Raw genomic sequence first — 24,582 nt, forward strand, 5'->3', positions numbered from 1 at the left:
ATGATCCGCAAGAAAGACCGTCGCCTTCGTGTCGGTGTGCTCGGCTGCGGGCCGATCGCGCAGTTCGCGCATCTGGAATCCTGCCTGAAGGCGAGCAACGCCGATCTCTACGCGATCTGCGACGCCGCGCCCGATCTGCTGGCGCGCATGGGCGCCACCTACGAGCCGCAGAAAATGTATGGCGACTTTGACGCGATGCTCGCCGACCCTGAACTCGAGGCGGTGATCGTCGCGACGTCGGATGCCTATCACGTGCCGATGTCGATCAAGGCACTCGAGGCCGGCAAGCATGTGCTGTGCGAAAAGCCGATCGGCGTTTCGGTCGAGGAAGGCCAGAAGCTGGCCGAAGCGGTCAAGCGCTCGGGCAAGGTGCTGCAGGTCGGGCACATGAAGCGCTTCGACCCGGCGCTGGAAGCGGCGCGCGATTTCGTCCGCGACGAGATGGGCGAGATCCTGGCGCTGAAGGCCTGGTATTGCGATTCCACCCATCGCTACACCAACACCGATGCGGTGCAGCCGCTGCCGGTCACCAGCAAGCAGGCGAGGAAGCCGGCCGGCAACCCGAAGGCCGATCTCAGGCAATATTTCATGCTGGCGCATGGCTCGCATCTCGTCGACACGGCGCGCTTCCTGTGTGGCGAGATCACCGCCGTGCGTGCCCGCCTCAACGAGAAATTCGGCGCCTATTGCTGGTTCGTCGAGACCGAGTTCGCCAATGGCGCGCTCGGCCATCTCGACCTCACCGTCGCCGTGCGCATGGATTGGCACGAGGGTTTTCAGCTCTATGGCGAGAACGGCTCGGTGATCGCGAAGACCTTCAATCCCTGGTACTTCCGGGCGAGCGAGGTCGACATCTTCCACGAGAAGGACGCGACCTCGCGCAAGCCGCTCGGCGCCGATGGCCATTTCTTCCGCCGCCAGCTCGAGGGCCTCGCCGAGACCGTCCTCCACGGCAAGCCGATGCGCGGCGCCGATGTCGAGGACGGGCTTGCCTCGATCCGCGCCATGGTCGCCATCGCGCGTTCGGTCGAGAGCGGCGAGCGCGTCGAGATCGCCAGCGTCACGGGAGCGGTCTGATGCAGCTCGGGGTGTTCGCCAAGACTTTTCCGGGCAGCGAGCCGGCCGGCGTGCTTGCCGCAGTGCGGGACGCGGGTTTTGCGGTCACCCAGTTCAACTTTGCCTGCGCCGGATTGCCGTCGATGCCGGATGATGTTCCGGCCGAGGCGATCCAGGCCATCGATGCCGCCATCGACGCCTCCGGCATCGGGCTGGTGGCGCTGTCGGGAACCTATAACATGGCGCATCCGGACAGAGCGGTACGCGACGATGGCCTGCGCCGGCTGGCGGTGGTGATCGAGGCCGCAGCTAAACTGTCCACGCCACTCGTCACGCTCTGCACCGGAACACGCAATGCGCAAGATCAATGGGCGCACCATCCCGACAATGCCGATCCCTCGGCATGGGGCGACATGGCGCGCGAAATGGAGAAGGCGCTTGCATTGGCCGAGCTTCATGGCGTCAACCTCGGCATCGAGCCCGAGCAGGCCAACATCGTCACCTGCGCCTCCGATGCCATGCGGCTGATTGCCGAGATGGGCTCGAAGCGTTTGCGTATCGTGCTCGATCCGGCGAACCTGTTCGAACAGGCGGATGCCGCACAGGCGCGCGCCATCGTAGCCGATGCGGTCGAACGCACGGCCGGCCATGTCGCCATGGCGCATGCCAAGGACCGTTTCACCGACGGCCGCTTCGCCACGGCCGGGCAAGGCGTGGTCGGCTTTCCCGACTTCATTTCGCGGCTCAAGGCGACCGGCTTCGACGGACCGCTGGTGACGCATGGGCTTTCCGCCGAGGAGGCGCCCGGTGTCGCGCGGTTCCTGAAGGGGCTGGTGTGATGGCGCGCGCAACGACGCTCTTCCGCGACGGCGCGACGCTGCGGGTCAGCGATACCGGCGAAGGCCTGGCGGTCGTCTTCCAGCATGGGCTGGGCGGCGGCGAGGCGCAGGTCGCCCAGACCTTCCCCGCCGGCTTCCGCCGCCTCACGCTGGAATGCCGCGGGCATGGCGGCTCTGGTCTTGGCGAGCGACGGCCATTCTCCTTCGACATGTTCGCCGACGACGTTCTCGCCGCCGCCGATCAGGCCGGCCTCGACCGCTTCGTCGCCGGTGGCGTCTCGATGGGTGCCGGGATCGCACTCCGCCTCGCCCATCGCCACCCGAAGCGCGTGGCCGCCCTGGTGCTGGTACGGCCGGCTTGGACCTTCGGCAATGCACCGGCCAACATGCAGCCGATCGCGGAAGTCGCCGGTCTCATCCTCGGCCACGGGCCAGACAAAGCGAGGGCGATCTTCGCGCAGTCCGAGACCGCCGCGCGGCTCCATCGCGATGCGCCCGACAACCTTGCTTCGCTGTTCGGCTATTTCGACCGGCCGGACGCGGCTTCGTTTGCCGAGGTGCTGGCCGACATCGCGGCTGATGGACCCGGCGTTTCCGCAAGCGATGCGGAGGCTCTCGACATGCCGGTGCTGGTCATCGGCAACGCGGTGGATGCCGTGCATCCGCTGTCCGCCGCCTATGCGCTGGCAGCCGCCATCCCCAACGCGATCCTTGCCGATGTCGCGCCCAAGGCGCGCGACAGCAAAAGGCATTTCAGCGAGCTGCACACGCAGATCTCCACATTCCTTCAGTCCCACTCGAAAGTCCGGAGCCTCATTCCGTCATGACCAGCAAATCCCTCTCCGGCCCCACCGCCATCGCAGCCCTGCCGCGCAACCGGCTGATCGGCGAGTTCTCGCTGTGGTCGGCCGATCTCGCCAATATGGAGCGCGACCTGAAGCGCATCGAGGCCTATGCCGACCTGCATCACATCGACGTTGCGGATGCCCGCTTCACCCCGGGCTTCCTGTTCTTCCCCGACCTGGTGGCGCGCATCGCCAAGCTGACGGCAAAGCCGATCCATGTGCATCTGATGGTCGAGGCTGAGATCGTCGAGGCGCAGACGCGCCAATTCATCGAGGCCGGCGCCGACCTCGTCACCATCCATGCCGAGAATGGCGAGGCGGGCCTGCGCGCCGTAAAGCTGGCGCATGAGCTCGGCGCCGAGGCCGGCGTGGTGCTGCGGCTGGAGACGCCAGTTTCGGCAATCGTTCCCTTCCTGCCGGATGTGGCATTCGTGACGCTTCTCGGCACCTCCATCGGCGTCAAGGGCCAGAGCCTGTCGGACCAGGCCTGCCCGCGTCTCGTCGAGGCGCGCGCACTGATCCGCAAAGCAGGGCGCGAGGCGGATATCATCCTTGCCGCCGATGGCGGCATCCGCCACGAGACGGTGCCGAGCCTGCGCGCCGCCGGCGCCGACACGGTGGTGCTCGGCTCGCTCGCCTTCGGCGACCAGGACCTCGCCCAGCGCATGGCCTGGCTGCACGGGTTGAAGGTCGCCGCCTGATGAGCACGCTTGCGCTCGCTTTCGATCTCGGCGGCACGGAGCTGCGCGGCGCGCTGGTCGAGCGCAGCGGCGAGGTCGTCGCCCGCGTCTCGGCGCCGACGCTTGCCGGCGCCGGATCGGAGGCGGTGATCGGCCAGATTATCACCCTGGCGGACACGCTGCTCAAGCAGCACCCGCAGGCAAAGGTCGTCGGCATCGGCATGTGCGCGCCCGGCCCGCTCGATCCCAAGGCGGGGATCGTGATCGGACCGCCGACGCTGGCCGGCTGGCACAACGTGCCGCTGATCGACATCCTCAGCCGGCAGTTCGGCCTGCCGGTGCGGCTGGAGAACGACGCCAACGCAGCCGCGCTAGGCGAATGGCGCTTCGGCGCCGGCCGAGGCAGCGGATCGCTGGTGTTCGTGACCGTGTCGACCGGCATAGGTGGCGGCGTCGTCGCCGACGGCCACATCTATCACGGCAGGCGCGGGCTGGCGGCCGAGATCGGCCATATGACCATCACCGGCGAAGGTGACCGCTGCTTCTGCGGCGCCGTCGGCTGCTTCGAGGCGGTCGCCTCCGGCACAGCGCTCGGACGCCGCGCGACGCGGCTTACCGCGCCCGACGACGGCTCGCTGCTCCGGCGTCTTTCCAACAACGGCGATGTCTCGGCGCGGCATGTCGTCGAGGCCGCACGGACGGGTGATGCAGCGGCTTCCCAACTGGTCGAAGCGGAGGCGAAGTGGCTCGGCATCGGCTTCACCAATCTTCTGCATCTCTATTCGCCGGACCTGATCGTCATGGGCGGCGGCCTTGCCAATGGCTTCGACCTGCTGGCGCCGGGGATCGGGGCGACCGTCGAGCAGCGCGCGATGCAAGCCTATCGCGACGTGCCGATTGTTCCGGCCGAGCTCGGCGACCGGGCGGGCCTGGTCGGCGCGGCCAGCCTGATCCTGTGGGAAGGCGAGCCCGGCACGGCGCTGGCGATGGTGCAGAACGACGAGCGGCGGGAACTGACCCTTCCGCCTATTTCCCGCAGTGGTGGTCGTTGATCTTGTTCAACGCATTCGCGTCGGGGCCGACCCGGTGGTAGGAGCACGCTCCGGCCGCCGTCGTGAACAATTGCTGGTCGTAGTAGTGCGGACCCGCGAACAGAATGTCGATGATATCGCGATGGGCGGGGACGTAGCGCTCGGGCTCCGCCGGGTAGTGGCGGTGCCTTTCTCCCGCGAGGGCCGAGGCGGAGATGCCGCAGACCACCCCGAGAACGAGAGCGCGGATCGCAAGGCGTTTCGTCGTCATCGGCATACCCTCCTGGCCGGTTCGATTCCCACCATATCCAAAATCGCCAGCCGGACAAAGGTTCCCTGGCCGGCGCTCGCGCGTGGGGCTGACCAGTCGAGAATCACCCCGGCATGACGCCCCGCGCGCGCTTGCGCTCGGCCGCCGCCAGGAGGTCGACGAAGGCGCGCACCTTGGCCGGCCGGAAGCGCGCCGGCGGAAAGACGGCATGGATGCCGCCGGTGGGCAAACTCCAGTCGGCGAACATGTGCACAAGGTGCCCCTTGGCGATCTCGTCGGCGACGCTGTAATCCGGAAAGATGCCGAGCCCGATGCCGGCATGCACGCAGGCATGGACAGCGGGGCTCTTGTCGCAGCTGACGACCGGGTTGAGCTCGGCCAGCACTGTTTCGCCGTCTTTCGAGAACAGCCATTGGCCGACGCCGCGCAGCTGGACATTGCCGACCCAGGGCAGCGACCTTGACTGGCTGGGGCCCACATCCGGCGGCAGCCTGGCCGCGAGTTCCGGGCTCGCGACGACAAGCTGCCGGAAGGTTCCGAGGCGCCGCGCCTGATTGCTGGAATCGGCCAGCCACCCGGCGCGGATGCCGAGATCGATCTGTTCGTCGACAAGGTTGCTGACCGCATCGTCGAAGATCGTCTCGACCCGCATCTTCGGATATTTCCTCAGATAGGCGGCGATGGTCGGCGCCACGACCTTCTCGCCATAGTCGAGCGGCGCCGTCAGCCTCAGCATGCCGGTCGGCTTGTCGGCGCTGCGCGCGATATCGCCATAGGCGGCTTCCGCCTCGCGCAGGATGATGGCGGCGCGGTCGTAGAACAGCCGGCCCTCCTCCGTCGGCGTGACGCGCCGAGTCGTGCGCCGCAGCAGCGTCGCGCCGAGTTCCTGCTCGAGCCTGCCGACCTGGTGGCTGACCACCGCCTTGGCGACATCGAGTCGGTCGGCGGCAGCGGTGAACGATCCCGTCTCGACAATTGTGGTGAAATAGACGAGCCGGTTGAGGTTCAGAAGTTCGGCCATGGACGAACCATTGTCTGATTTGATCAGACAGTCTGTATGATTGATCGCTATTTTTTGCAAGCAGTCGAGCTGCCATCTAGGTCCGAGACAGACATCCGGACGAGACGGCCATGAGCAATGCAACGCTGACCTATCTTTTCGACCCGCTCTGCGGCTGGTGCTATGGCGCGACGCCGATGCTGGACAGGCTGGAGACGAGTGGCGTGGCGCTCGAGCTGCTGCCGACGGGTCTCTTCTCGGGCGCCGGCGCGCGGCCGCTGGATGCGGGCTTTGCCGCCCATGCCTGGGCGAACGACCAGCGCATCGAGCGGCTGAGCGGGCAGCGCTTCAGCCAGGCCTATCTCGACAATGTGCTGAACGTTCGCGGTACCTTGCTCGATTCCGGCCCTGCCACGCTCGGCATCGTCGCGGCCCGCCTCGATGACCCGCGCCTGCGCCTTGCGGCGCTGAAGGCGATCCAAGAGGCCCGCTATGTCGGCGGCCGCGACATCGTCACGGTGGACGGCGTCGCCGCTGTCCTGACGGACGCCGGCATGGCCGACGCGGCCGGGATGCTGCAGGCGCCGACGCCGGAGTTGCTGGCGGCGCATCGCGAGCTGGTCGGCAAGGGCCGCGCGCTGTTCCAGCGCCTTGGCGCCAATGGCGTTCCCGCGCTCGCCGTGATCCGCAACGAGGCGCCGCGCCTCATCGGCGCCAACGCGCTGTTCGGCAGCTACGACAATCTCGTCGCCCATATCCAGGCGGCTTGACCCAGCCCACCAGCCCCTCCCCCAAGCAGAAAGGAAATGCCATGAAGATCGCCCTTATCGGCGCGTCCGGCCAGGCCGGCTCGCGCATCCTGAAAGAACTTTCCGACCGTGGCCACACCATCACGGCAATCGCCCGCAACCCGGACAAGATCGCCAAGCTTCCGGGCGTCACTGCCAAAAAGGGCGACGTCTTCGACGAGGAGGGCCTCGCCGCATTGATCAAGGGGCATGACGCCGTCGTCAGCGCGGTGCATTTCACCGCCAGCGATCCCGACACGCTGATTGCCGCCGTGCGCGCCTCCGGCGTCAAGCGCTACCTGGTCGTCGGCGGCGCCGGCAGCCTAGAGGTCGCGCCCGGCAAGCGCCTGGTCGATACGCCGGAATTCCCGGCCATATACAAGGCCGAGGCGCAGAAGGGCGGCGACTTCCTCGACACGCTGCGCACGGTCGGCGACCTCGACTGGACCTTCCTGTCGCCCTCGGCGCTGTTCACCGCCGGCGAGCGTACCGGCACGTTCCGCCTCGGCAAGGATACGCTGCTTGCCTCCGACAAGGGCAGCAGCATCTCATTCGAGGACTACGCCATCGTCATGACCGACGAGATCGAGACGCCCAGGCACATCCGGCAGCGCTTCACGGTCGGCTACTGATCGCGGGCTGGAGCTTCGCGTCCAGCCTGTGGGCGCCGTCACGACAGCTTGGCGGCGCCCACCGATCCTTCCCTGGCCGTGGTGCCGGCACAGCGCTTCGCGTGCTCCTGGGATTGCGGATATAGCCGAGACTATATTAGAGGTTTCTTGACAATAAGCTTAACCTCTGGTTTCATTCTTTTCAGGGATTTAGGCAAAGTTCGTTGCGTTTTTTACGGACGGTGTTCGCATGTCGACGTTGGTTGTCGCGGACCCGCGGGGGGTGTATCTCGCAGGTCTGGAGTGGGTGTTGCGGAAGGCCGGTCACGAAGTTGTCGCCGAGTGCCACCGCGCTGTTGACGTTCTCCCGCATGTGGAACGCCATCGACCTGATATTGCCATCATCGGCCTGGATTTAGCGGACCCCCAGACGGCCGGTCTTTCCTCCCGACTAAGAGCCAGCCACGGCGCCCTCGGCATTATCTTCATCCTGCAGCCAAACACCGGTCTCGGCGTCAAGGAGATCCAGGCGCTCGACGTTGACGGGCTGGTGCTTGACGGCATCAGCAACCGCTTTCTCGTCGAATGCGTGAGCGCAGTGGCGAGCGGCAAGAAATGGATCGACAACAAGATCGTCCAGCAGTTGCTGATGCCGAGGCCGCAATCCCAGCCTACGTCCAGGCTCACGGGGCGCGAGAGCGAAATCGCCGATCTCGTCTCGCGCGGCTTGCGCAACAAGACCATCGCCCAGCGGCTGCACGTGTCCGAAGGCACGGTGAAGATGCACCTTCACCATGTCTACACCAAGCTCAACCTCGTCAGCCGGTCGGAACTGGCCTGGGCGGCGCATGGCAAGGACACCGCCCATCCGGGGTCAGACCTGATCTGATCGGCCGGCGTTGGACCTGATCCCGGCAGCGGTTTCGGTGCTGCGAACAGCCACCGTTTTCTGATTGCCAACCAGCAGGCGCAGGGCCTGCGGCAGCCCCAACTTATCGAAGGATATATATCGTTCGATAGCACGGGCATTCACCGAAAAACTATCCAAGCGCGAATGGACGCGCCCTCTGCATCGGCCGGACAATGAGTCCGAGGGCCGCATTTCAAATCGACCCTCAGCAGCTAGGGTTTGTTAGCATTTCAGGTCATGGCGGACGGGCAATCGTAGTTTTCTACGCTTCCGGAACTTGCGTACGTGAAGGCGTGCTCTGTTCAGTTCTCGAAATCCACCATTTTTCGGCGCCCTGACCTAATTCCAACTGACCCTGGAACAGCTCAATCACAATTGGGAGGCAGATTATGGCTACTATTAACGACACAAATCTCGTTCTCGACGAGCAGATCGGCGTACAGACCGTCACCGATGATAATGATGTCCTCCTCGACCAGACGCTGAGCGACGCGCTCACCGCTCTCGGCGTGGCTGGAATCGGTCCGACCGACCCCACGACAGGCTTCCCGCAGGCGGCCGTCAACACCGCCCTCCTTGACACAACCGGAGCGACCGATCTGGCGCTGTCGATCCCCGCTGACGGCACGACGAGCGGCCTCTTTACCGTCGACGGTGTGGAAATCTTCCTCTACAACGAAAGCGGCATCATTTATGGGCGCGAGGCCGACGGGAATGGTGACGCTGATCCCGCGGGCGCTTTGGCGTTCGCGGTTGCGCTTGACTTGAGTGGCGGCGTGTCGTCAGCGCAGGTTTACCTCATTCAATACGAACCGCTGCATCACAACGATCCTTTAGCCGTTGACGACGACGACATCCTGTCGTTTGCCGACGGCAAGATCACACTGGATGTATCGACCACCGAAATCGTAACGACGTTTCAGACACTCGACTTCGCGTCGATCCCGTCAGGTAGCCCGCAGGAGACCCTCACGGTTGCGACAAGCGATCCCACTGACAATCATAGCGCGAAGTTTGATGGGCTCATCTTCCCGGGGACGGTGGCCGATCCAACGACAGTCCCAACCAACCCCGGAACCAATGATGATCTGAACCCCGACGCCATCGGCTTCGGTGTGAAGGGCGGCCAAGCCTCTCAGTTGAATCAAAATGAGGGCTTCTTCGTTCAGGACGCGGCCTGGACCTCCAATGATCCGGATCCGGATGCGAACGAGATCGGCGGCATTAGATTCGACCTCCAGGGCGTAGGCGGCGTGAAGAAAGTTAACATTGAGTGGTGGACTGTCGATGATGGAGCAGTAGTTGACCACGGGACCGACACAGTAAACCTACCAGCTGGCAGCGCCGTCTTTGAGAATTACACAATTGAAACGGCGGATAGCGTCGATCAAATCTACGTTCGATTTTTCTACGACACGAAGGCAAGCACCTCCGGCGTGCGTGTTGAGAACCTCGAAGTCGCGTTCCCATCAACGAGCGAGGTGCCAGTCGTCAAGCACGAGGACCTCGGGACGCACCTCGTGTTCGAGGACGCCGGGCCGACGTTCACCGACATCACTGGTGATGCCACGCCGTTCCAGGTCGGATTGGCCGCCGGTCAACAGGACACAGGGACGTTCACACTTACTCCCGGAGCCGACGGCTCACACGTCACCATCACCGACTGGACCGATCTCGGTGGCACTGCCATCACGGAGACCCTCACCAACGACGGAACCACGCTGACGTACCACGACGTGGCCACCGATACGGACCTCTACCAACTGAACGTGACGGACTCGGGGTACACCTTCGACGTGCTCTTCACCCCCCAGGGTGAGCAGTCCGACCTCAACTTCAATGCGGTCAAGTCGGGCGGTCCCCAGGAGACCTTGACGGTACCCACGGTGGACAACACCGGCAGCATCGTCTTTGACGGTCTGATCTTCAACGCTCACCCCGCAGCGGACGCGACCGAGGCAGTCTTTGCGCCGTTCAACACTGCTCCACTGGGAGGCCCGACTGTAGCGGCTGACGACCTTAACCCTGATGCAGTTGGATTCGGGGTGAAAGGCGGTCAGGCTTCGCAGATCAATAACAACGAGGGCTTCACCTTCCATACTGCGGACGGTTCTGATGTCAACAATCTAACCTTTGCGGTCGCAGGAATTGGAAACATCAACGCCATCACAGTAGAATCGTGGCTTTACGACGATAACGGTGTTTTGATCGATCACAATGTCGACAACGTTACTGGCTTGCGCTCGGGTAATCAGACCGTGACCATCAACGACGATGGTGGTCAAGCTTTCGACACGGCCTACGTTCAGTTCACGGTTCCCGGTGCCAACTCGGGTGTTCGCATCCTCGACTTCTCGACGAGCATCGAGGCTCCGGTTCCCGATCAGCCGTTCGCCTTCGAGCTGACAAACACCGACCTCGACGGGGATGCTGCTACGCAAACACTGAACATCGCCGCAAGCCAGGACTACATCGTTTAATGGCGTCCTCGTAGCCTTCATCAACGCCTGGCGATCCGGTCCCCCTTGGGGGACCGGTCGTTCAAGACCCCCACCGCAGCGCCTGCGCCGGCCTGATCTCGAAAGATATATATCGTTCGATCAGGTTCGGACATTGACCTCAATACTATCGAACCGGGAATGGACGCGCCCTCTTCGGCGGCGACACAATCGAGGATCAAAGGCCGCATTTCAGCGCGCCAGCGGATGCACTCGGGTAGGGCATCCGGCATCTGGGGAGGGGAACCCTTTTCTTGATGCGTTCCAAAAAAGGGGAGAATCTCGACGTACAACTCCGACCTTACGCTGCAGCGAACTCCGAAATCTTCAGGACGGGTCACGTCCGTCATCTGACACTACCAACGGGGGCAGCCATGGCTGTCCCCACTGCAATCCCTTGCACGAGATGTCATCCCGCACAGAGAAATAATGATGAAAGCCAACCAACAGCCCCCTGCCCTGCAAGCGGTGATGAAAGAGGCCAGGCGCGCCATCCGGCCGCTGATCTGGTTCAGCGGCGGCATCAACGTGCTGATGCTGACCGGGGCGCTTTACATGCTTCAAGTCTACCACCGGGTGTTGGCCAGCCACAGCCTGGAGACGTTGGTGATGCTGTCGCTGATGGCGGCGGGGGCACTCGCGACGATGGCGGGGCTGGAGGTGGTGCGCGGGCGCCTGCTTGCCAAAGTCGGAGCGTGGATGAACGCGCGGCTGGCACCGGTTCTGCTGACCGCATCGGTGGAATATTCCGCCTCGGCGCCCGGTCAGGCAAATGCCCGTCCGCTGCGCGACCTTGATCAAATTCGGAATTTCTTCACCAGCCCAAGCATCTTCCCGATCCTTGACGCGCCCTGGGCGCCGCTGTTCTTCGCCGCCATATTCCTCATGCATCCCTGGCTCGGCTGGTTGGCGCTGGTCGGCGGGATCATGCTGTTTGCGTTGGCCGTGCTCAATGAATACCTCACGCGCAAGCCGCTGACCGAGGCCACAAACGCGCAGTCGCGGGCATATGTGCAGGCCGAGGCGGCGATCCGCAACGCCGAGGTCGTGCAGGCGATGGGCATGCTGAAGCCCCTGCTGGAAAGCTGGAAGGAACAGCAGGACGAGGCGAACAAAGGACAGGTTCTTGCCGCCAACCGCGGCGGCGTCATCTCGGCCATCGCGCGTTGTCACCGGCTTGCCCTGCAAATGGCGATACTCGGCCTTGGCGCCTATCTGGTGGTTCGCAACGAGGCCTCGCCCGGCATCATGATCGCCGCCTCGATCCTGATGGGCCGCGCTTTGTCCCCGGTCGAGCAGGCGATCGGCACATGGAAGGCCACAGTCGGAGCGCGTGCCGCCTACCGGCGCCTCACCGCGGTCGCCGGACAGCATCCGGAGGCCACGCCGGCCCTGCCGCTGCCGCGGCCGAAAGGCAGGTTCGAGGCCGACAATCTCGTGCTTACCCGCCAGGGTGGCGAGCCCATCCTGAAAGGCATCAGCTTCCGGCTGAATGCGGGAGAGACCATGGCGCTGATCGGCCCGAGCGCGGCCGGCAAGACCAGCCTGGCGCGAATCCTGGGCGGGGCCTGGCGTCCGTCCGGAGGGCGTGCGCTGCTCGACGGCATGGACGTTGCCCAATGGGCTGCGGAAGACCGCGGCCATTATGTCGGTTACCTGCCGCAGGACATCGAGCTCTTCGCCGGCACCATCTCCGAAAACATCTGCCGCTTCGCCACCCTCAACCCGGCTGTCTTCAACAACGTGGTCAAGGCCGCGCAGCTGGCGGGCGTCCACGAACTGATCAAAGGGCTGCCGAAGGGCTACGCCACCGAGATCGGCGAGTCCGGCGCGGTGCTGTCGGGCGGGCAGCGCCAACGCATCGGGCTGGCGCGGGCACTCTACGGCGACCCGGCACTGCTGATCCTGGACGAGCCCAATTCCAATCTCGACCGCGAGGGTGAGGATGCGCTGATCGCCGCCCTCGGCGCGGTCAAGGCGGCGGGCACGACCGTTATCGTGATCGCGCACCGGTCGAACATCATTGAGAAGGTTGACAAGATATTGGTCCTCAACCGGGGCCAGCAGGACCTCTACGGTCCACGCGACTATGTCTTCGGCGAACTCGCCGCGCGCGTTCGCCAGGTGAGTCAGTTGCCAGCCATTGCGGCGAACCAACCTATAGCCGCCAACCAAACCATAACCGCGAACCAAGCCACAGCGGCGAACCAAACCGTAGCGGCGAACCAGGACAGCGCCCCTGCGCGGGCACGCCGGTACGCAGAACGAAAATTGCGGCCGAGCCTCAACCTTGTTCCGGCCCGACCGGATCCACCGCCAAAGCAAGGAAGTGGTCGAGGCGGTGAGGCAGGCGCGGCGCAACCCAGAATTAGAGAACAGATATGAACGTCGTGCCGTTACCCGTGCCGCCCCCCTCCCGGCTGGAACCGGTGCCACTGCGTCTCGCGGGCGTGACGTTCAGCGGGTTCGCGATCATGTTCCTGTTCTTCGGCGTGGCCGGGGGCTGGGCGGCGCTGGCGCCTCTGGACAGCGCCGCGGTGGCACCGGGTGTTATCAAGGTCGCCGGCGACCGCAAGCTCATCCAGCACCTCGAGGGTGGCATCATCGCGGAGCTGGACGCCGCCAACGGCGATATCGTCAAGGCGGGCAAGATCCTGATCCGGCTCGACGACACGCAGCCAAAGGCGCAGCTCGACCTGATCCAGAACCGGATAGCAACGCGTGAGGCGCTCGCCGCGCGTCTCAGGGCCGAGCGCGACGGCAAGGCCGAGATCGAGTTCGATCCGGCGCTGCTCGCAAACCCCGCCAGCGCAGCAAAGGACGCAGTGGCTGCACAGCGTGACGTGTTCGCGGCGAAGCACCACAACTTGATGGACGAGAGGGAGATCCTTAGCCAGCGCCGTCACCAAAGCGAGGACGAGATAGCGGGACTGCAGCAGCTTATCGTCACCGAGGACAAGCAGATCGAGGCGATCGAGGGTGAAACCAAGGACCTGGAGAGCCTGTTGGCGAAGGGGCTGACCACCCGCGAGCGAAACCTGTTGCTCAGGCGACAACAGCGGGAAATCGAGGGGGAGCGCGCCACCAACGTAGCGGCAATCGCCCGTGCCAGAAGCGCAATGGCCGAGATCGACATGCAAATCCTGAACCTCAACACAGTGCGGCTGAACGAGGCCGTCGAGGATTTGAGCAAGGTCGAGGCGGAGTTGTTCGACCTAAGACAGCAGGAGCGTTCCGCCAAGGACGTGCTTGCCCGTACCAATGTCGTTGCCCCGGTTGACGGCATCGTCATGGACCTGAAGGTCCATACGGCGGGCGGCGTCGTGAAACCGGGCGAGACCTTGATGACGGTCGTGCCGCTCGGACAACAACTCGTGGTCGAGGCCATGGTCAAGCCGGAGGACGTCGAGACCATCGCCCCTGGACAGCCTGCGCGCGTCAGCTTCCCCGCCTTCGCCCGCTACAACCTGCCGCCGCTCGACGGCGTCGTGGAAATCGTGTCGGCCGACCGCATGACGGAGGAGCGCAGCGGGGCGCCGTATTTCGCCGCGACAGTGCTGATCGACAAGAGCGAGCTCACCAAGCTGGAAGGCCGCAAGCTGCTGCCCGGCATGTCGAGCGAGACGATGATCCGCACAGGCGCACGCACGGTGCTTTCGTACTTGGCCGAGCCGATCACGCAGAACTTCCGCCGGGCAATGCGGGAAAAATAGCCGCAGAGCGTTTCATCGTTTCATAGACACGCTGACGCAACTCCGGGCGGAAAACCGGGCTACGCGACGCTCAGAAGCGCGCCGCAAGGGCAAGCACCCTGTGATCGGCTGCGGCCGGATCACCTGATGGCTTCGAGCTTGTCGATCGCGGCGGTGAAGCCGGCCAACGAGACCGGAATGGTCACCGGCTTGCGCGTCACCGATTCCATGCCGATGTTGAGATTGGTGCCCGCCTTCATCGCGGCGTCCATCGGGCGCGCGCCAACACATTGCGCCCTGGCCTGCACTGGCAAGAGCGGTTCATCGTCGCGGAAGCGGCGAACCGCCCTATCTTTTGCCCTGACGCAATCCCGGACGGAAAACCGTTTCGCACTTTTCCTGGAATTGCTCTAAACCGAGTTGGCGCGAGAGGCCCGGAGGATACCGACAATGACTGACGCGGACACGCAAGCGGCGCCGGCAATGGCCGACAATTCACTGCCGTTGTTCTATTCAAAGCCCGAGGCGCTCAACCCGATACGGCACGGCTCGCTTGGCCTGGCGGCGCGCGCCGACTTCTCCTTCGCCCGTTCCGCCCATGCGATTCCCGTGATGGCGTCGGAAATGCCGGCGGCGATGCGCTCCTATCCGATCGTCTTCATCGGCACGGCCAAGGCGCCGGTGATCATCACCGGTGTGAGGCAGGACGAGAACCTGTTCGTCGATGCCGACGGCCGCTGGAGCGAGCCGCACTACATTCCGGCCTATGTGCGGCGCTATCCCTTCATCCTCGCCGACGAGAGCAAGACGGCCGGCCGGCTGACACTTTGCATCGACCGCGCCAGCGAGCGCGTCGTCGACGAGTTGCTGGCGCCGTTTCGCGAGGATGGCGGCAAGATGGCGCGCTTCTTCAACGGCACCGAGCCGACCGAGGCGACCAGGCAGGCATTGGCCTTCTGCAACCAGTTCCAGACCGATTTCAACGCGACCCGGGCGATGATCGAAAAGATCGACGCGCACGGCCTGTTAGCGCCGCGCCAGAGCAAGGTGACGCTGGAGGGCGGCGAGGTGCTCAACCTCACCGATTTCCAGGTGGTCGACGAAGTCGTGTTCAACAAACTGAGCGACGAAGCCTTCCTCGACCTCAGGAAATCGGGCGCGCTGGGCATGCTCTATTGCCACCTCGCCTCGAGCAACAGCTGGGCCTCGCTGGTCTATCAGGCGTCGATACGCAAAGGCGCGCGCAAGTGAAATTTGGTCGCGCCTGGGCCAACAGTCCGCGACGGGGCGCGAAGGACACCAAATCACTCTGCTCCGGAGCGCCATTCCTCCTGGCGATGGCAAGCGTTGCCCGGCTCGTCGACGTTCTGTTACAAGGCAGGACAGTGTCGATGGAGCGGCAGTTTGGGCCGGCAAAGGAGTGGTCTTGCCCGGTGAGCCGGAAGTCCTGGACGACCGTTCGCCAGTCCGCCTGGTGGCAGCCATTCGCCAGTCGGTCGCCGATGGCATCGTCGTCGAGGGCGGCGATCTCGAACCAGCCGATCGAGACCTGCTGCTCAAGGAAGAACTCTCCCTGGGCAATGTCGTACCGGCGCGCCGCCGTGAGTTTCGCGCCGGGCGCATCTATGCCCGGCAGGCTCTGCAGAGCCTTGGCGCATCCAATAGCGTCATCGCGGTCGGGCACAATCGTGCGCCAGTCTGGCCGACAGGTATTGTCGGTTCCATCTCCCATACCCGAAGCCTGTGCGCTGTCGCCCTCGGATGGTCGGCCGACTTCCTGGGCATCGGCATCGACATCGAGGAGGATTCTCCGCTTCCATGCGACCTGGCAGAAATGGTGTCGCACGCCTCCGAACTGGAGCACCGGGAAGTGATCGAAAGCCGGCTGGGCTACGACCTGCCAAAGCTTCTGTTCGTGATCAAGGAAGCCTTTTACAAAATGTATTTCCCGTTCAACGGTCGCTTTCTGACGTTTCACGACGTTCGCGTCGAACTGGATGTGGAGAAACGCGCCGCCAAGGTGACGATCGCTCCATCGAGCCGCCTGGCGGCGGCCGACAATGGCTGTTTTGAAGGCCGCTTCGGCAACAGCGATGGTATCTTATTCTCAGTTTTCGACATCTCTGCGCATTGACAGCCCCGCTGCCCGCAAGCATTCAGTGAAGTCGGCATGGGCTTTATCACTGATCAGCGTCGATCCCGGGCGGGGATTTGATGGACACTATACGTGGCCAAGTGGATCGGCATGCCGGAGACAATTCGCACGCGGTGGCCGTTGAGGCCGCGGGGCGCCCGCCCCTCACCTATGAGGGGTTGGCGCGCCAGATCCGCCATGTCGGCGAAACGCTGGCGCTGGCGGGCGTCGGACCAAGCGATCGCGTCGCGCTTGTATTGCCGCAGGGAGCGGAGGCCGCGGTTGCGATCGTGGCGGTCGCAGCCAATGCGGCGTGCGCCCCCCTGAACCCGGCATTGCCTCTATATGAACTCGAACAACAGCTGACCGCACTGCGGGCCCAGATCCTGATCGTGCCGCATGGATGGGGTTCCCCGCTGCTCGCCTTGGCGACGTCGCTGAACATGCGCACGCTGCAACTGCTTCCGGAGCCCGGCTCGGCTGCGGGGTCCTTCTCGCTGACCGGTGCCGGGGGGCCGCGTCGCGATGACCGGCCTGTGGCAGCGGCGGACGACGTCGCGCTGCTGCTGTTCACGTCGGGCACGTCGGCACGGCCGAAGCTGGTGCCGCTGACGCAGCGAAACCTATGCGTTTCGGCGCGCAACATTTGCGCGGCGGTGGATCTTCGGCATACCGACCGATGCCTGGGCGTGATGCCCCTGTTCCATATCCATGGCGTCAGCTGCCTTTTGGCATCGCTGTCTTCCGGAGGCTCTTACATAGACATGGACGGCTTTTCCGCCGACCGCTTCTTCAACTGCCTGCGCGAGCTCAGGCCAAGCTGGTATTCGGCTTCGCCAGCCATCCATCGTACGGTCCTCGATCAAATCCATCTCTATCGCGAAGACCCGCGCCAGAGCGGGTTGCGGTTCATCCGTTCGGCTTCGGCGTCAATGCCGCCGCAGCTGATCACGGATACCGAAAACGCATTCGGCGCGCCGTTTGTCGAGGCCTACGGAATGACCGAGGCAGCGCCGCAAATCGCGAGCAATGGCCTTCCACCGTTCCAACGCAAGCCTGGCTCGGTGGGCAAGGCCGCGGGTCCCGAAATCGCCATCATGGATGAAACCGGGCGTCTACTGCCCGCCGGCGAAAATGGCGAGGTGGCCATTCGCGGCGCCAACATCATGCACGGCTATGACGACGATCCCGTCGCCAACCAGGCTGCCTTCATCGATGGCTGGCTGCGGACGGGCGATATGGGCCATCTCGACGCCGACGGCTATCTGTTCGTCACCGGCCGCCTCAAGGACATGATCAATCGCGGCGGCGAAAAGATCTCGCCGCGCCTGGTGGAGCAGGTTCTGCTCGACCATCCGGCAATTGAGCAGGCGGTTGTTTTCGGCGTTCCCCATCGGGTGCTCGGCGAAACTGTCGCCGCGGCGGTCGTGCTCAAGCCGGGGCACGAGCAACCGACTCAGCAGATGCGCAGCTTCGTGGCCGACCGGTTGGCGGGCTCGAAGGTGCCGCAGCGGATCGTTGTGGTGGATGAGCTCCCCGTCGATCCCAGCGGAAAGCTCAATCGAAAGCATCTGGCCCAGGCACTGAATCTGGATCTAAGGGAGACTCAACCCGATGCGTCGCGGACGGGCAGGGCGACCGTCCGGACCGCCAGCGAGCGCCGTGTCGCGGCGATCTTCGCCGAGGTGTTGGGGATCGAACCATCCGGCATCCACGACGACTTCTTCGACATGGGCGGTCATTCGCTGACCGCTATGCAGGTTCTCGCTCGATTGCGGGAGATATTCCGCGTCCAATTGCCGATCGATTGCATGTTCGAGCGCCCGACCATTGCGCGACTTGCGGAGCGCATCGGCGAGCAGATGGCCAACCTCGTCGCGGATGGCAGCGCACGGCTGGAGCTGGGATCGGGACCGGCCTCCGAACCGCCCGCGACGCGCATCCCCCGGCGCCAGGAAGGCACGGCGGCACCACTCTCATCGGTCCAGCAGCGCATTTATTTTCTCGACCGGATGGGCGCCGGCGGTGCCTACAACATGTCGGCCTCGCTGTGGCTGAAAGGCACAATCGACGAGCGCGCATTGGCGTTGGCCCTCGACGAGATTCGCAGGCGTCACGACATCTTGCGCACGACGTTTCACATGCGCGACGGCGGGCCTGTCCAGGAGGTCTCCGAATTTCAGGAAACCGGGCTCACAGCCATCGATCTCGCCGCGCATCCCGCAACCGCGCGCACCGCCGAGGCAATGCGCCTCGCCACCGAGGACGCAGCCGAACCGTTCGACCTGGCGCATGGCCCACTGTTTCGTGTCAGGCTGATCCGGCTGACATCCGACGAGCACATCCTGCTCCTGACAATGCACCATATCGTTTCCGACGGCTGGTCGATCGGCGTCCTCCATGCCGAGCTGAAGCAACTGTACGAAGCGTTCCATGCCAACAGGGCGTCGCCTCTCGCGGACCTGCCGCTTCAATACGGCGATTTCGCAGCCTGGCAGCAGCGCGGTATCGAGGTCGGGGAGCTCGAGCGCCAGACCGGCTACTGGATCCGCCGGCTCGAGGGGCTTCCAGCGGCCTTCACGCTTCCGGCGAACCGCCGCCGCCCGGCCATCCAATCCTATCGCGGCGGCACTGTTGAGGTTCTGATCGACCCTCAGACGACGGATCGATTGAAAGCGCTCAGTCGAAGCCGGGACATCACTTTGTTCATGACGCTTCTGGCAGCCTTCAAGACATTGCTCTTCCGCTACAACGGGCAAGAGGATTGCGTCGTCGGCGCGCCGATCGCAAACCGCCCGAGGAAGGAGCTGGAGCCGCTGATCGGGTTCTTCGCCAACACGCTGGTTCTGCGGACGCAGCTTGCTGGCGACCCGTCATTTCTGGACTTGCTCGGCCGCATCCGGTCGACGGCGCTGGACGCCTACGCGCACCAGGATGTTGCGCTCGAACGCATCGTGGAGCGGCTGAAGATCCAGCGCGATCCCGGCCGCACGCCACTGTTCCAGGTCATGTTCGCGTTTCAGAACGTTCCGGAGTTGCCCGGCACGGTCTCGCCCGCGTGGCCGGCAACCGACCACGTCGCGGGACCTTCCTTCGATCTCGCGCAGGGTCTCTCCGCCCGGCCGCTTCGCATCGACAACGCGGTAGCGAAGTTCGATCTCACTTTGTACCTGTCCGAAATCCCGGAAGGGATGCGCTCGACCTGGCAATTCAATGCCGATTTGTACGAGCCGGCCGCCATCGAACGGCTGGCACGGCACTTCCAGACTTTGCTCGAAGGTGTATCGAGCAATCCCGGGCAGAAGTTGTCGGAATTGCCACTGTTGTCCGAGGCCGAGCGTCGCCAGATCGAAATCGACTGGAACCGTACCGAAGCCGCAGACCTGCTGGGGCAAGACTACGTCCGGCTGTTCGAAGCGCAGGCCGAGCGGACCGCCGATGCCGCTGCCGTGCTTGGCCAGGACCGGCAGTTCACCTACCGCGAACTCAATGAGCGGGCCAACCGGTTCGCGCGATATTTCCGCAGGCGCGGCGTTGCCCGCGAGACATTGACAGCGATCTGTTTGCCGAGGTCGGCCGAGATGCTGGCGGTGCTGCTGGGCGTGTGGAAGGCCGGCGGTGCGTTTCTGCCTCTCGACCCCGAACATCCGTCCGAGCGCATTGCCTTCATGCTGCGTGATGCCGGTGCGAGCCTGCTCGTCACAGAGACATCGCTGCTGCCGAAATTCCCTTCCGCGCTCTGGTCGGCGGCGATCGACCGCGGCGGCCGCGACCGGACCATCTGCATCGACGCCAGTGAGGCCTCGATAGCGCAGGAGGACACTCGCAACATTGGCATCATCCGCGCGCCCGACGCGCTTGCCTACGTGATCTACACGTCGGGCTCCACGGGCACGCCCAAGGGGGCGATGATCACGCAGGCGAATGTCGGCCACTATGCGCAAGCGATGGCCCGCGCGCTCGATATCCGTGCGAGCGACATCTATCTGCACACCGCCTCGTTCGCTTTCTCCTCGTCGATACGGCAGTTCGTCGTTCCGCTTTCTTGCGGCGCAGCCGTGGCGGTTGCGTCAGCCGATGAACTCCGCGACCCACGCCTGCTGTTCGAGACGGTAAGTCGTCGGCGCGTATCGGTGCTGGACCTTGTTCCGTCCTTCTCGGCCGGCTGCCTGCACGCCCTTATGTCGCTCGATCAATCCGAGCGGGCAAGGCTGCTCGACAATCAGCTGCGGCTCATGCTGTCTGCCAGCGAGCCCTTGCCCGGCGTCTTGATCGAAAAATGGCGGCGCCTCTGCAAGCCCGCGACAAAATTCATCAACATGTTCGGCCAGACCGAGACGACAGGGATCGTGACGATCCATCCCGTTCCGGCCGAGGGCGACGCAGCGGCAGTCGTCGCGATCGGCCGGCCGATCGCCAATACGCAGGCCTATGTGCTGGACGCATCCCGCCGCCTGGTTCCGGTCGGCACTCGCGGCGAGTTGCACGTCGGCGGCGCCGGCATAGGAGCCGGCTACATCAATCATCCGGAGGAAACCGCGAAGGGCTTCGTCCCCAATCCGTTCAGCCCGAATGACGGCGGGCGGCTGCATCGAACCGGCGATCTGGCGCGATACCGACCTGACGGGACGATCGAAATTCTCGGCCGCGCCGACGAACAGGTCAAGATTCGCGGCTTCCGCATTGAGCCGGGTGAGATCGAGGCTGCGATCCACACCTACCACGAAGTGCGCGAGTGCGTCGTCGGCGTGGTGGAGGACGCTGGCGAAGACGATGATATCGGCGATCGCAAACGACTGGTGGCCTTCGTCGCTGTCGACGAAGCGCATGATGATGAAGCGCCCGCCCTTGCCAGGCGCCTGCGCGAATATCTGAAACAGCGGCTCCCGGAATACATGCTGCCGCAACGCATCGTCACGCTGCCGTACCTGCCCCGCTCGCCAAACGGCAAGATCGACCGGCTAGCGCTGCTCGCCAAGGAGCCGCGGACGCCGGCTCGGTCAAATGTCGTGACGCACCCATCGAGCCGGGTCGATCCGCGCGCGGCTGCGCCAACCGACGCCGAGACGATCCTGAGCGAGGTCTGGAAAAAGGTGTTGCGGCTCGATGAGGTTGGGCTCCACGACAACTTCTTCGACCTGGGCGGCAATTCCATCCTGAGCATCAGTGTTGTTGCCGAAGCCAGCAAGGCCGGTCTGCATGTCGATCTGCGTCAGCTCTATCAGCATCAGACGATCACCGATCTGGCTCGCGCGGTCGCACAGGCGCGGCATGATACCGGGCTCACCGTCGCGGCCGCACCGGCATCGAGCGGAAACGGCTCGAAAATCCTGGTGACGATCGAAAGCCTTCGCGCGTATGGCCGCCAAGCGCTGACACAGGCTGGACTGGGCTCCGAGGGCGCGGAAATCGTCACCGAAGTGCAGCTCGAGGCAAGCATGCGCGGCCAGCCGACGCACGACATGGTCAGCATTCCGCGCTATGCCGTGCGCATCGCAACGGGCAAGATTAACGCCCGTCCGCACATCCGGATCGAGCGCGAAACCGACACCTTCGCGCGGATCGATGGCGACAACGGTCCGGGCCAATGGGTCAGCTCGGTGGCAATGGACCTTGCCATACAAAAGGCAAGCAGTCACGGCGTCGGAATTGTCGGCGTGCGCCGCTCCAACCATTTTGGCGCCGCCGGTCACTATGTCTGGCAGGCTGCGAAGAATGGTCTCATCGGGCTCTGCACCACCAACGGACCGCTGATCCTGGCGCCGACGGGCGGCGTCACGCCGACATTCGGCAACAATCCGCTCGGCGTCGGCATTCCGGCAGGGCGGCATTTCCCTATCCTTCTCGATGTGGCCATGAGCGTTGCGCCTCGCGGCAAGATCGGCCTGTCGGTAGCGGAAGGCAGCCCGTTGCCGCCGGGCTGGATTCTTGACCGGTCGGGGCGTCCTTCGACCGACCTCGGCGATCTTGCCGCAGGGCTCGGCGTGCCGATCGGCGGACACAAGGGCTACGGCCTGGCCCTGGTGATGGAGGTGCTTGCCGGCGTGCTCAGCGGCGCGGGCTTTGGCAACGACCACCATCAGGACAGATTGCGCAACAGCGGCCAGGCGCCCGACTACGGCCATTTCTTCATGGCGCTCGATCCGCAGCAATTCACGCCGGCGACAGACTTCACCCAGCGCGTCGATCGCCTGATCGAGCAGACCAGGAACGGGGAACGCGCCGAAGGCGCCAGCGAGATCCTGATCCCCGGCGAAATGGAATTGCGCGCCCGCGAGGAGAGCCTGAGGGAAGGTGTGCGGTTGCGCTCCTCGACCTACAGGGCACTCCTCGACTATGGCCGCAAGGCAAAGCTCGAGGCCGAGTTGGACGTCGTAGTGGAAAACCAGCTTGCAGAGGGCCATGGCTGAGCACTCGCACGATCCCGCGCCTGATCTGAATGGTCGCCTGATGGCGTTCGATCGGGCCGAGCTGGAGCAGACCATCCCGGCGCGTTTCGACAGAGTGTGCCGCAGATATGCCACACAGGTGGCGATTGGCGGCGACCGGCAACAATGGACATACGCCGAGGTTGAACGGCGCACCAATCAGCTGGCCCGGGCAATCCTCGAGCGCACGCAGCCCGGACGCGGATGCGTCGCCTATCTTGTCGACCATTCGCCGGACATGGTGATCTGTGCGCTGGCCGTGCTCAAGGCGGCAAAGGCTTTTCTTTGTATCCATCCTGGAATGCCGCTTGCAGCCCAGCGCGATATCCTCAGCGATGCGGCGCCGGACCTGCTGCTCGCCGATGCGTCCCATGCGATAGCGGCGCGTGACCTCGTCGATGACCACAGGCGGGTTCTCCTGCTCGAGGACATCGACGCGCGCTACTCCGCGGATGCGCTGCATGTTCCGTTGGGCCCGGACGACCCGGCCGCAATCTTCTACACCTCGGGAAGCACCGGGCGGCCGAAGGGGGTCGTGAAAAGCCATCGTGCCGTGCTGCATCGGGCCTGGCTTTGTGCCGGATATGACGGGGTGACGTCGACAGACCGGCAGTCGCTTCTGACATATTGCAGTTTCGCCTCATCGGAGGCGGACGTCTTCGGCGCGCTTCTGAACGGGGCCACGCTGGAACTCTACGATACCGCTTCGCGTGGTCTCGGTGATCTCAAGGCGTGGATTGACGAGCGTCGCATCAGCCTGCTGCACCCGCCCGTCATGCTGTTTCGCAAGTATCTGTCGATGCTCGAGGGCTCGGGCCTGCATCCGTCGGTACGGCTTGTGGCGCTTGCGGGTCAAACGGTCATTGCCTCGGACGTCGAGCAATGGCGCCGTCACTTCGCGACGTCCTGCGCCTTGCGCCATCGCTTCTCATCCACCGAAGCTGGCCACATCGCCGTGGCATCGGTGGCTCCGGGCGAATTGCTTGCGCCAGGCACGGTACCCGCGCCGCGCCCTGTCGCCGACAAGTTCCTTCTGGTCGTCGATGAAAGTGGCCAGCCGGTCGAACAGGGAGGCGTGGGCGAGCTCGTCGTGCGCAGCGCTTACCTAGCAGACGGCTATTGGCGGCAGGCGTCGGAAACGGCGAAGCATTTCGGCACCGACCCCGATTTTCCCGACCAGCGTGTGTTTCACACCGGCGACATCGGGCGCCTGTCGAGCGACGACAGCCTTGAATTCCTCGGGCGGCGCGACGACCAGGTCAAGATCCGCGGGTATCGCGTCGAAACGCGAGAGATCGAGCAGGCTTTCACGACGCTTCCAACGGTGCATGAGGCCGCGGTCATCACCGAGCTTCGCCAGGATGCGCACGCCCTTGCTGCCTTCGTCGTGATGAAGCAGGGGGCACTGTTTCAGACCGACGCATTGAGGGCCGGCCTGGGGTCGATCCTGCCACCGTGGAAAATTCCAGGCCGAATCCGCGCGATCGAGTCGTTGCCTCTGACGCCGACCGGCAAGATAGACAAGCCGCTTCTCCAACAATATTTGCAGGCACGCGGTGGCCCCATCGAAACCAGTCAGGCCGCGCAACCGTCCGACGAGAAACTGGGCGGGCCAGCTGCTAAAATGATCAGGACATGGAAACGGCTTTTTGACCGGGGTCGTGTCCGTTGACATGGCGCGCGACGATCCAGGATCGGCTCGGAATCAAAGCTGAGCTTAGTGGCGTGATGAGCCCTTGTTGGCCGCACAGGCCGTGCGTTAAAAGCACGCAAGCATTCGATGTAACGCCACGCTTCAG

Annotated in this window: 18 protein-coding genes; 15 read left to right on the forward strand and 3 right to left on the reverse strand. The window is 64.3% G+C overall.

Annotated elements, in window-relative coordinates:
• Genes JG743_RS26675 through JG743_RS26695 form a run of 5 tightly spaced genes read left to right on the forward strand, consistent with a single transcriptional unit; the run spans position 1 to position 4,472 of the window.
• Positions 1 to 1,077: a Gfo/Idh/MocA family protein gene (locus JG743_RS26675; protein ID WP_202294398.1), complete on the forward strand. Its 1,077-nt coding sequence runs from the start codon at positions 1 to 3 to the stop codon at positions 1,075 to 1,077.
• Positions 1,077 to 1,895, forward strand: a complete 819-nt coding sequence (locus tag JG743_RS26680) for a sugar phosphate isomerase/epimerase family protein (RefSeq protein WP_202294401.1) — start codon at positions 1,077 to 1,079, stop codon at positions 1,893 to 1,895. The genes JG743_RS26675 and JG743_RS26680 overlap by 1 nt, the downstream gene beginning before the upstream one ends.
• On the forward strand, positions 1,895 to 2,722 hold the full coding sequence (locus JG743_RS26685; protein ID WP_202294404.1) for an alpha/beta fold hydrolase: 828 nt from the start codon (positions 1,895 to 1,897) through the stop codon (positions 2,720 to 2,722). The genes JG743_RS26680 and JG743_RS26685 overlap by 1 nt, the downstream gene beginning before the upstream one ends.
• Complete coding sequence (locus JG743_RS26690) at positions 2,719 to 3,441, forward strand: ribulose-phosphate 3-epimerase (RefSeq protein ID WP_202294406.1); 723 nt, start codon at positions 2,719 to 2,721, stop codon at positions 3,439 to 3,441. Before JG743_RS26685 ends, JG743_RS26690 begins: the two co-directional genes overlap by 4 nt.
• Complete coding sequence (locus JG743_RS26695) at positions 3,441 to 4,472, forward strand: ROK family protein (RefSeq protein ID WP_202294409.1); 1,032 nt, start codon at positions 3,441 to 3,443, stop codon at positions 4,470 to 4,472. Before JG743_RS26690 ends, JG743_RS26695 begins: the two co-directional genes overlap by 1 nt.
• Here JG743_RS26695 and JG743_RS26700 read toward each other — a convergent pair.
• The gene (locus tag JG743_RS26700) at positions 4,447 to 4,722 is read right to left on the reverse strand and encodes a hypothetical protein (RefSeq protein WP_202294412.1); all 276 of its coding nucleotides are present in this window, start codon (positions 4,720 to 4,722) and stop codon (positions 4,447 to 4,449) included. The genes JG743_RS26695 and JG743_RS26700 overlap by 26 nt on opposite strands.
• Positions 4,723 to 4,825: 103 nt before the next feature.
• Positions 4,826 to 5,743 carry a LysR family transcriptional regulator gene (locus JG743_RS26705; protein ID WP_202294415.1) on the reverse strand — a complete coding sequence of 306 codons (918 nt, stop codon included), beginning with the start codon at positions 5,741 to 5,743 and terminating at the stop codon, positions 4,826 to 4,828.
• Positions 5,744 to 5,853: 110 nt separating this feature from the next.
• Between JG743_RS26705 and JG743_RS26710 the strand changes: the two genes are divergently transcribed.
• The 6 genes from JG743_RS26710 (at position 5,854) to JG743_RS26735 (ending at position 14,242) form a co-directional block, all read left to right on the forward strand.
• Complete coding sequence (locus tag JG743_RS26710) at positions 5,854 to 6,492, forward strand: DsbA family protein (RefSeq protein ID WP_202294429.1); 639 nt, start codon at positions 5,854 to 5,856, stop codon at positions 6,490 to 6,492.
• Positions 6,493 to 6,533: 41 nt separating this feature from the next.
• Entirely contained in the window at positions 6,534 to 7,142 is a 609-nt protein-coding gene (locus tag JG743_RS26715; protein WP_202294432.1) for an NAD(P)-dependent oxidoreductase, read from the forward strand.
• 229 nt (positions 7,143 to 7,371) lie between these two features.
• Entirely contained in the window at positions 7,372 to 8,010 is a 639-nt protein-coding gene (locus JG743_RS26720) for a response regulator transcription factor (protein WP_202294434.1), read from the forward strand.
• 410 nt (positions 8,011 to 8,420) lie between these two features.
• Positions 8,421 to 10,511, forward strand: coding sequence for a DUF5801 repeats-in-toxin domain-containing protein (locus JG743_RS26725; protein ID WP_202294436.1), 2,091 nt, complete (start codon positions 8,421 to 8,423; stop codon positions 10,509 to 10,511).
• Between the two features lie 450 nt (positions 10,512 to 10,961).
• Positions 10,962 to 12,914, forward strand: coding sequence for a type I secretion system permease/ATPase (locus tag JG743_RS26730; RefSeq protein ID WP_244672916.1), 1,953 nt, complete (start codon positions 10,962 to 10,964; stop codon positions 12,912 to 12,914).
• Positions 12,911 to 14,242 carry an HlyD family type I secretion periplasmic adaptor subunit gene (locus JG743_RS26735; protein ID WP_202294438.1) on the forward strand — a complete coding sequence of 444 codons (1,332 nt, stop codon included), beginning with the start codon at positions 12,911 to 12,913 and terminating at the stop codon, positions 14,240 to 14,242. The genes JG743_RS26730 and JG743_RS26735 overlap by 4 nt, the downstream gene beginning before the upstream one ends.
• Positions 14,243 to 14,361: 119 nt before the next feature.
• Here the strand turns inward: JG743_RS26735 and JG743_RS26740 are convergent, their stop codons facing one another.
• Positions 14,362 to 14,529 (reverse strand): invasion associated locus B family protein, encoded by a 168-nt coding sequence (locus tag JG743_RS26740; protein WP_274608548.1) that lies wholly within the window; start codon positions 14,527 to 14,529, stop codon positions 14,362 to 14,364.
• Between the two features lie 142 nt (positions 14,530 to 14,671).
• On the opposite strand from JG743_RS26740, the gene JG743_RS26745 reads away from it, so the two are divergent.
• From JG743_RS26745 to JG743_RS26760, 4 genes are all read left to right on the forward strand, one after another.
• Positions 14,672 to 15,472: a SapC family protein gene (locus JG743_RS26745; RefSeq protein WP_202294440.1), complete on the forward strand. Its 801-nt coding sequence runs from the start codon at positions 14,672 to 14,674 to the stop codon at positions 15,470 to 15,472.
• 175 nt (positions 15,473 to 15,647) lie between these two features.
• Positions 15,648 to 16,355 (forward strand): 4'-phosphopantetheinyl transferase family protein, encoded by a 708-nt coding sequence (locus JG743_RS26750; protein WP_202294442.1) that lies wholly within the window; start codon positions 15,648 to 15,650, stop codon positions 16,353 to 16,355.
• Positions 16,356 to 16,435: 80 nt separating this feature from the next.
• Positions 16,436 to 22,765, forward strand: a complete 6,330-nt coding sequence (locus JG743_RS26755; RefSeq protein ID WP_202294444.1) for a non-ribosomal peptide synthetase — start codon at positions 16,436 to 16,438, stop codon at positions 22,763 to 22,765.
• The gene (locus JG743_RS26760) at positions 22,758 to 24,455 is read left to right on the forward strand and encodes an AMP-binding protein (RefSeq protein WP_202294446.1); all 1,698 of its coding nucleotides are present in this window, start codon (positions 22,758 to 22,760) and stop codon (positions 24,453 to 24,455) included. Before JG743_RS26755 ends, JG743_RS26760 begins: the two co-directional genes overlap by 8 nt.
• Positions 24,456 to 24,582: the final 127 nt, after the last annotated feature.

Source organism: Mesorhizobium sp. 131-2-1 (genome assembly GCF_016756535.1).
Taxonomy (GTDB): domain Bacteria; phylum Pseudomonadota; class Alphaproteobacteria; order Rhizobiales; family Rhizobiaceae; genus Mesorhizobium.

Excerpts from the sequence above, each read along its gene's own strand:
- JG743_RS26725 (WP_202294436.1), top strand. The coding sequence starts at position 8,421 with ATGGCTACTATTAACGACACAAATCTCGTTCTCGACGAGCAGATCGGC.
- JG743_RS26675 (WP_202294398.1), top strand. The coding sequence starts at position 1 with ATGATCCGCAAGAAAGACCGTCGCCTTCGTGTCGGTGTGCTCGGCTGC.
- JG743_RS26735 (WP_202294438.1), top strand. The coding sequence starts at position 12,911 with ATGAACGTCGTGCCGTTACCCGTGCCGCCCCCCTCCCGGCTGGAACCG.
- JG743_RS26715 (WP_202294432.1), top strand. The coding sequence starts at position 6,534 with ATGAAGATCGCCCTTATCGGCGCGTCCGGCCAGGCCGGCTCGCGCATC.
- JG743_RS26755 (WP_202294444.1), top strand. The coding sequence starts at position 16,436 with ATGGACACTATACGTGGCCAAGTGGATCGGCATGCCGGAGACAATTCG.
- JG743_RS26690 (WP_202294406.1), top strand. The coding sequence starts at position 2,719 with ATGACCAGCAAATCCCTCTCCGGCCCCACCGCCATCGCAGCCCTGCCG.
- JG743_RS26730 (WP_244672916.1), top strand. The coding sequence starts at position 10,962 with ATGAAAGCCAACCAACAGCCCCCTGCCCTGCAAGCGGTGATGAAAGAG.
- JG743_RS26710 (WP_202294429.1), top strand. The coding sequence starts at position 5,854 with ATGAGCAATGCAACGCTGACCTATCTTTTCGACCCGCTCTGCGGCTGG.
- JG743_RS26760 (WP_202294446.1), top strand. The coding sequence starts at position 22,758 with ATGGCTGAGCACTCGCACGATCCCGCGCCTGATCTGAATGGTCGCCTG.
- JG743_RS26705 (WP_202294415.1), bottom strand. The coding sequence starts at position 5,743 with ATGGCCGAACTTCTGAACCTCAACCGGCTCGTCTATTTCACCACAATT.
- JG743_RS26720 (WP_202294434.1), top strand. The coding sequence starts at position 7,372 with ATGTCGACGTTGGTTGTCGCGGACCCGCGGGGGGTGTATCTCGCAGGT.
- JG743_RS26680 (WP_202294401.1), top strand. The coding sequence starts at position 1,077 with ATGCAGCTCGGGGTGTTCGCCAAGACTTTTCCGGGCAGCGAGCCGGCC.
- JG743_RS26700 (WP_202294412.1), bottom strand. The coding sequence starts at position 4,722 with ATGACGACGAAACGCCTTGCGATCCGCGCTCTCGTTCTCGGGGTGGTC.
- JG743_RS26685 (WP_202294404.1), top strand. The coding sequence starts at position 1,895 with ATGGCGCGCGCAACGACGCTCTTCCGCGACGGCGCGACGCTGCGGGTC.
- JG743_RS26745 (WP_202294440.1), top strand. The coding sequence starts at position 14,672 with ATGACTGACGCGGACACGCAAGCGGCGCCGGCAATGGCCGACAATTCA.
- JG743_RS26695 (WP_202294409.1), top strand. The coding sequence starts at position 3,441 with ATGAGCACGCTTGCGCTCGCTTTCGATCTCGGCGGCACGGAGCTGCGC.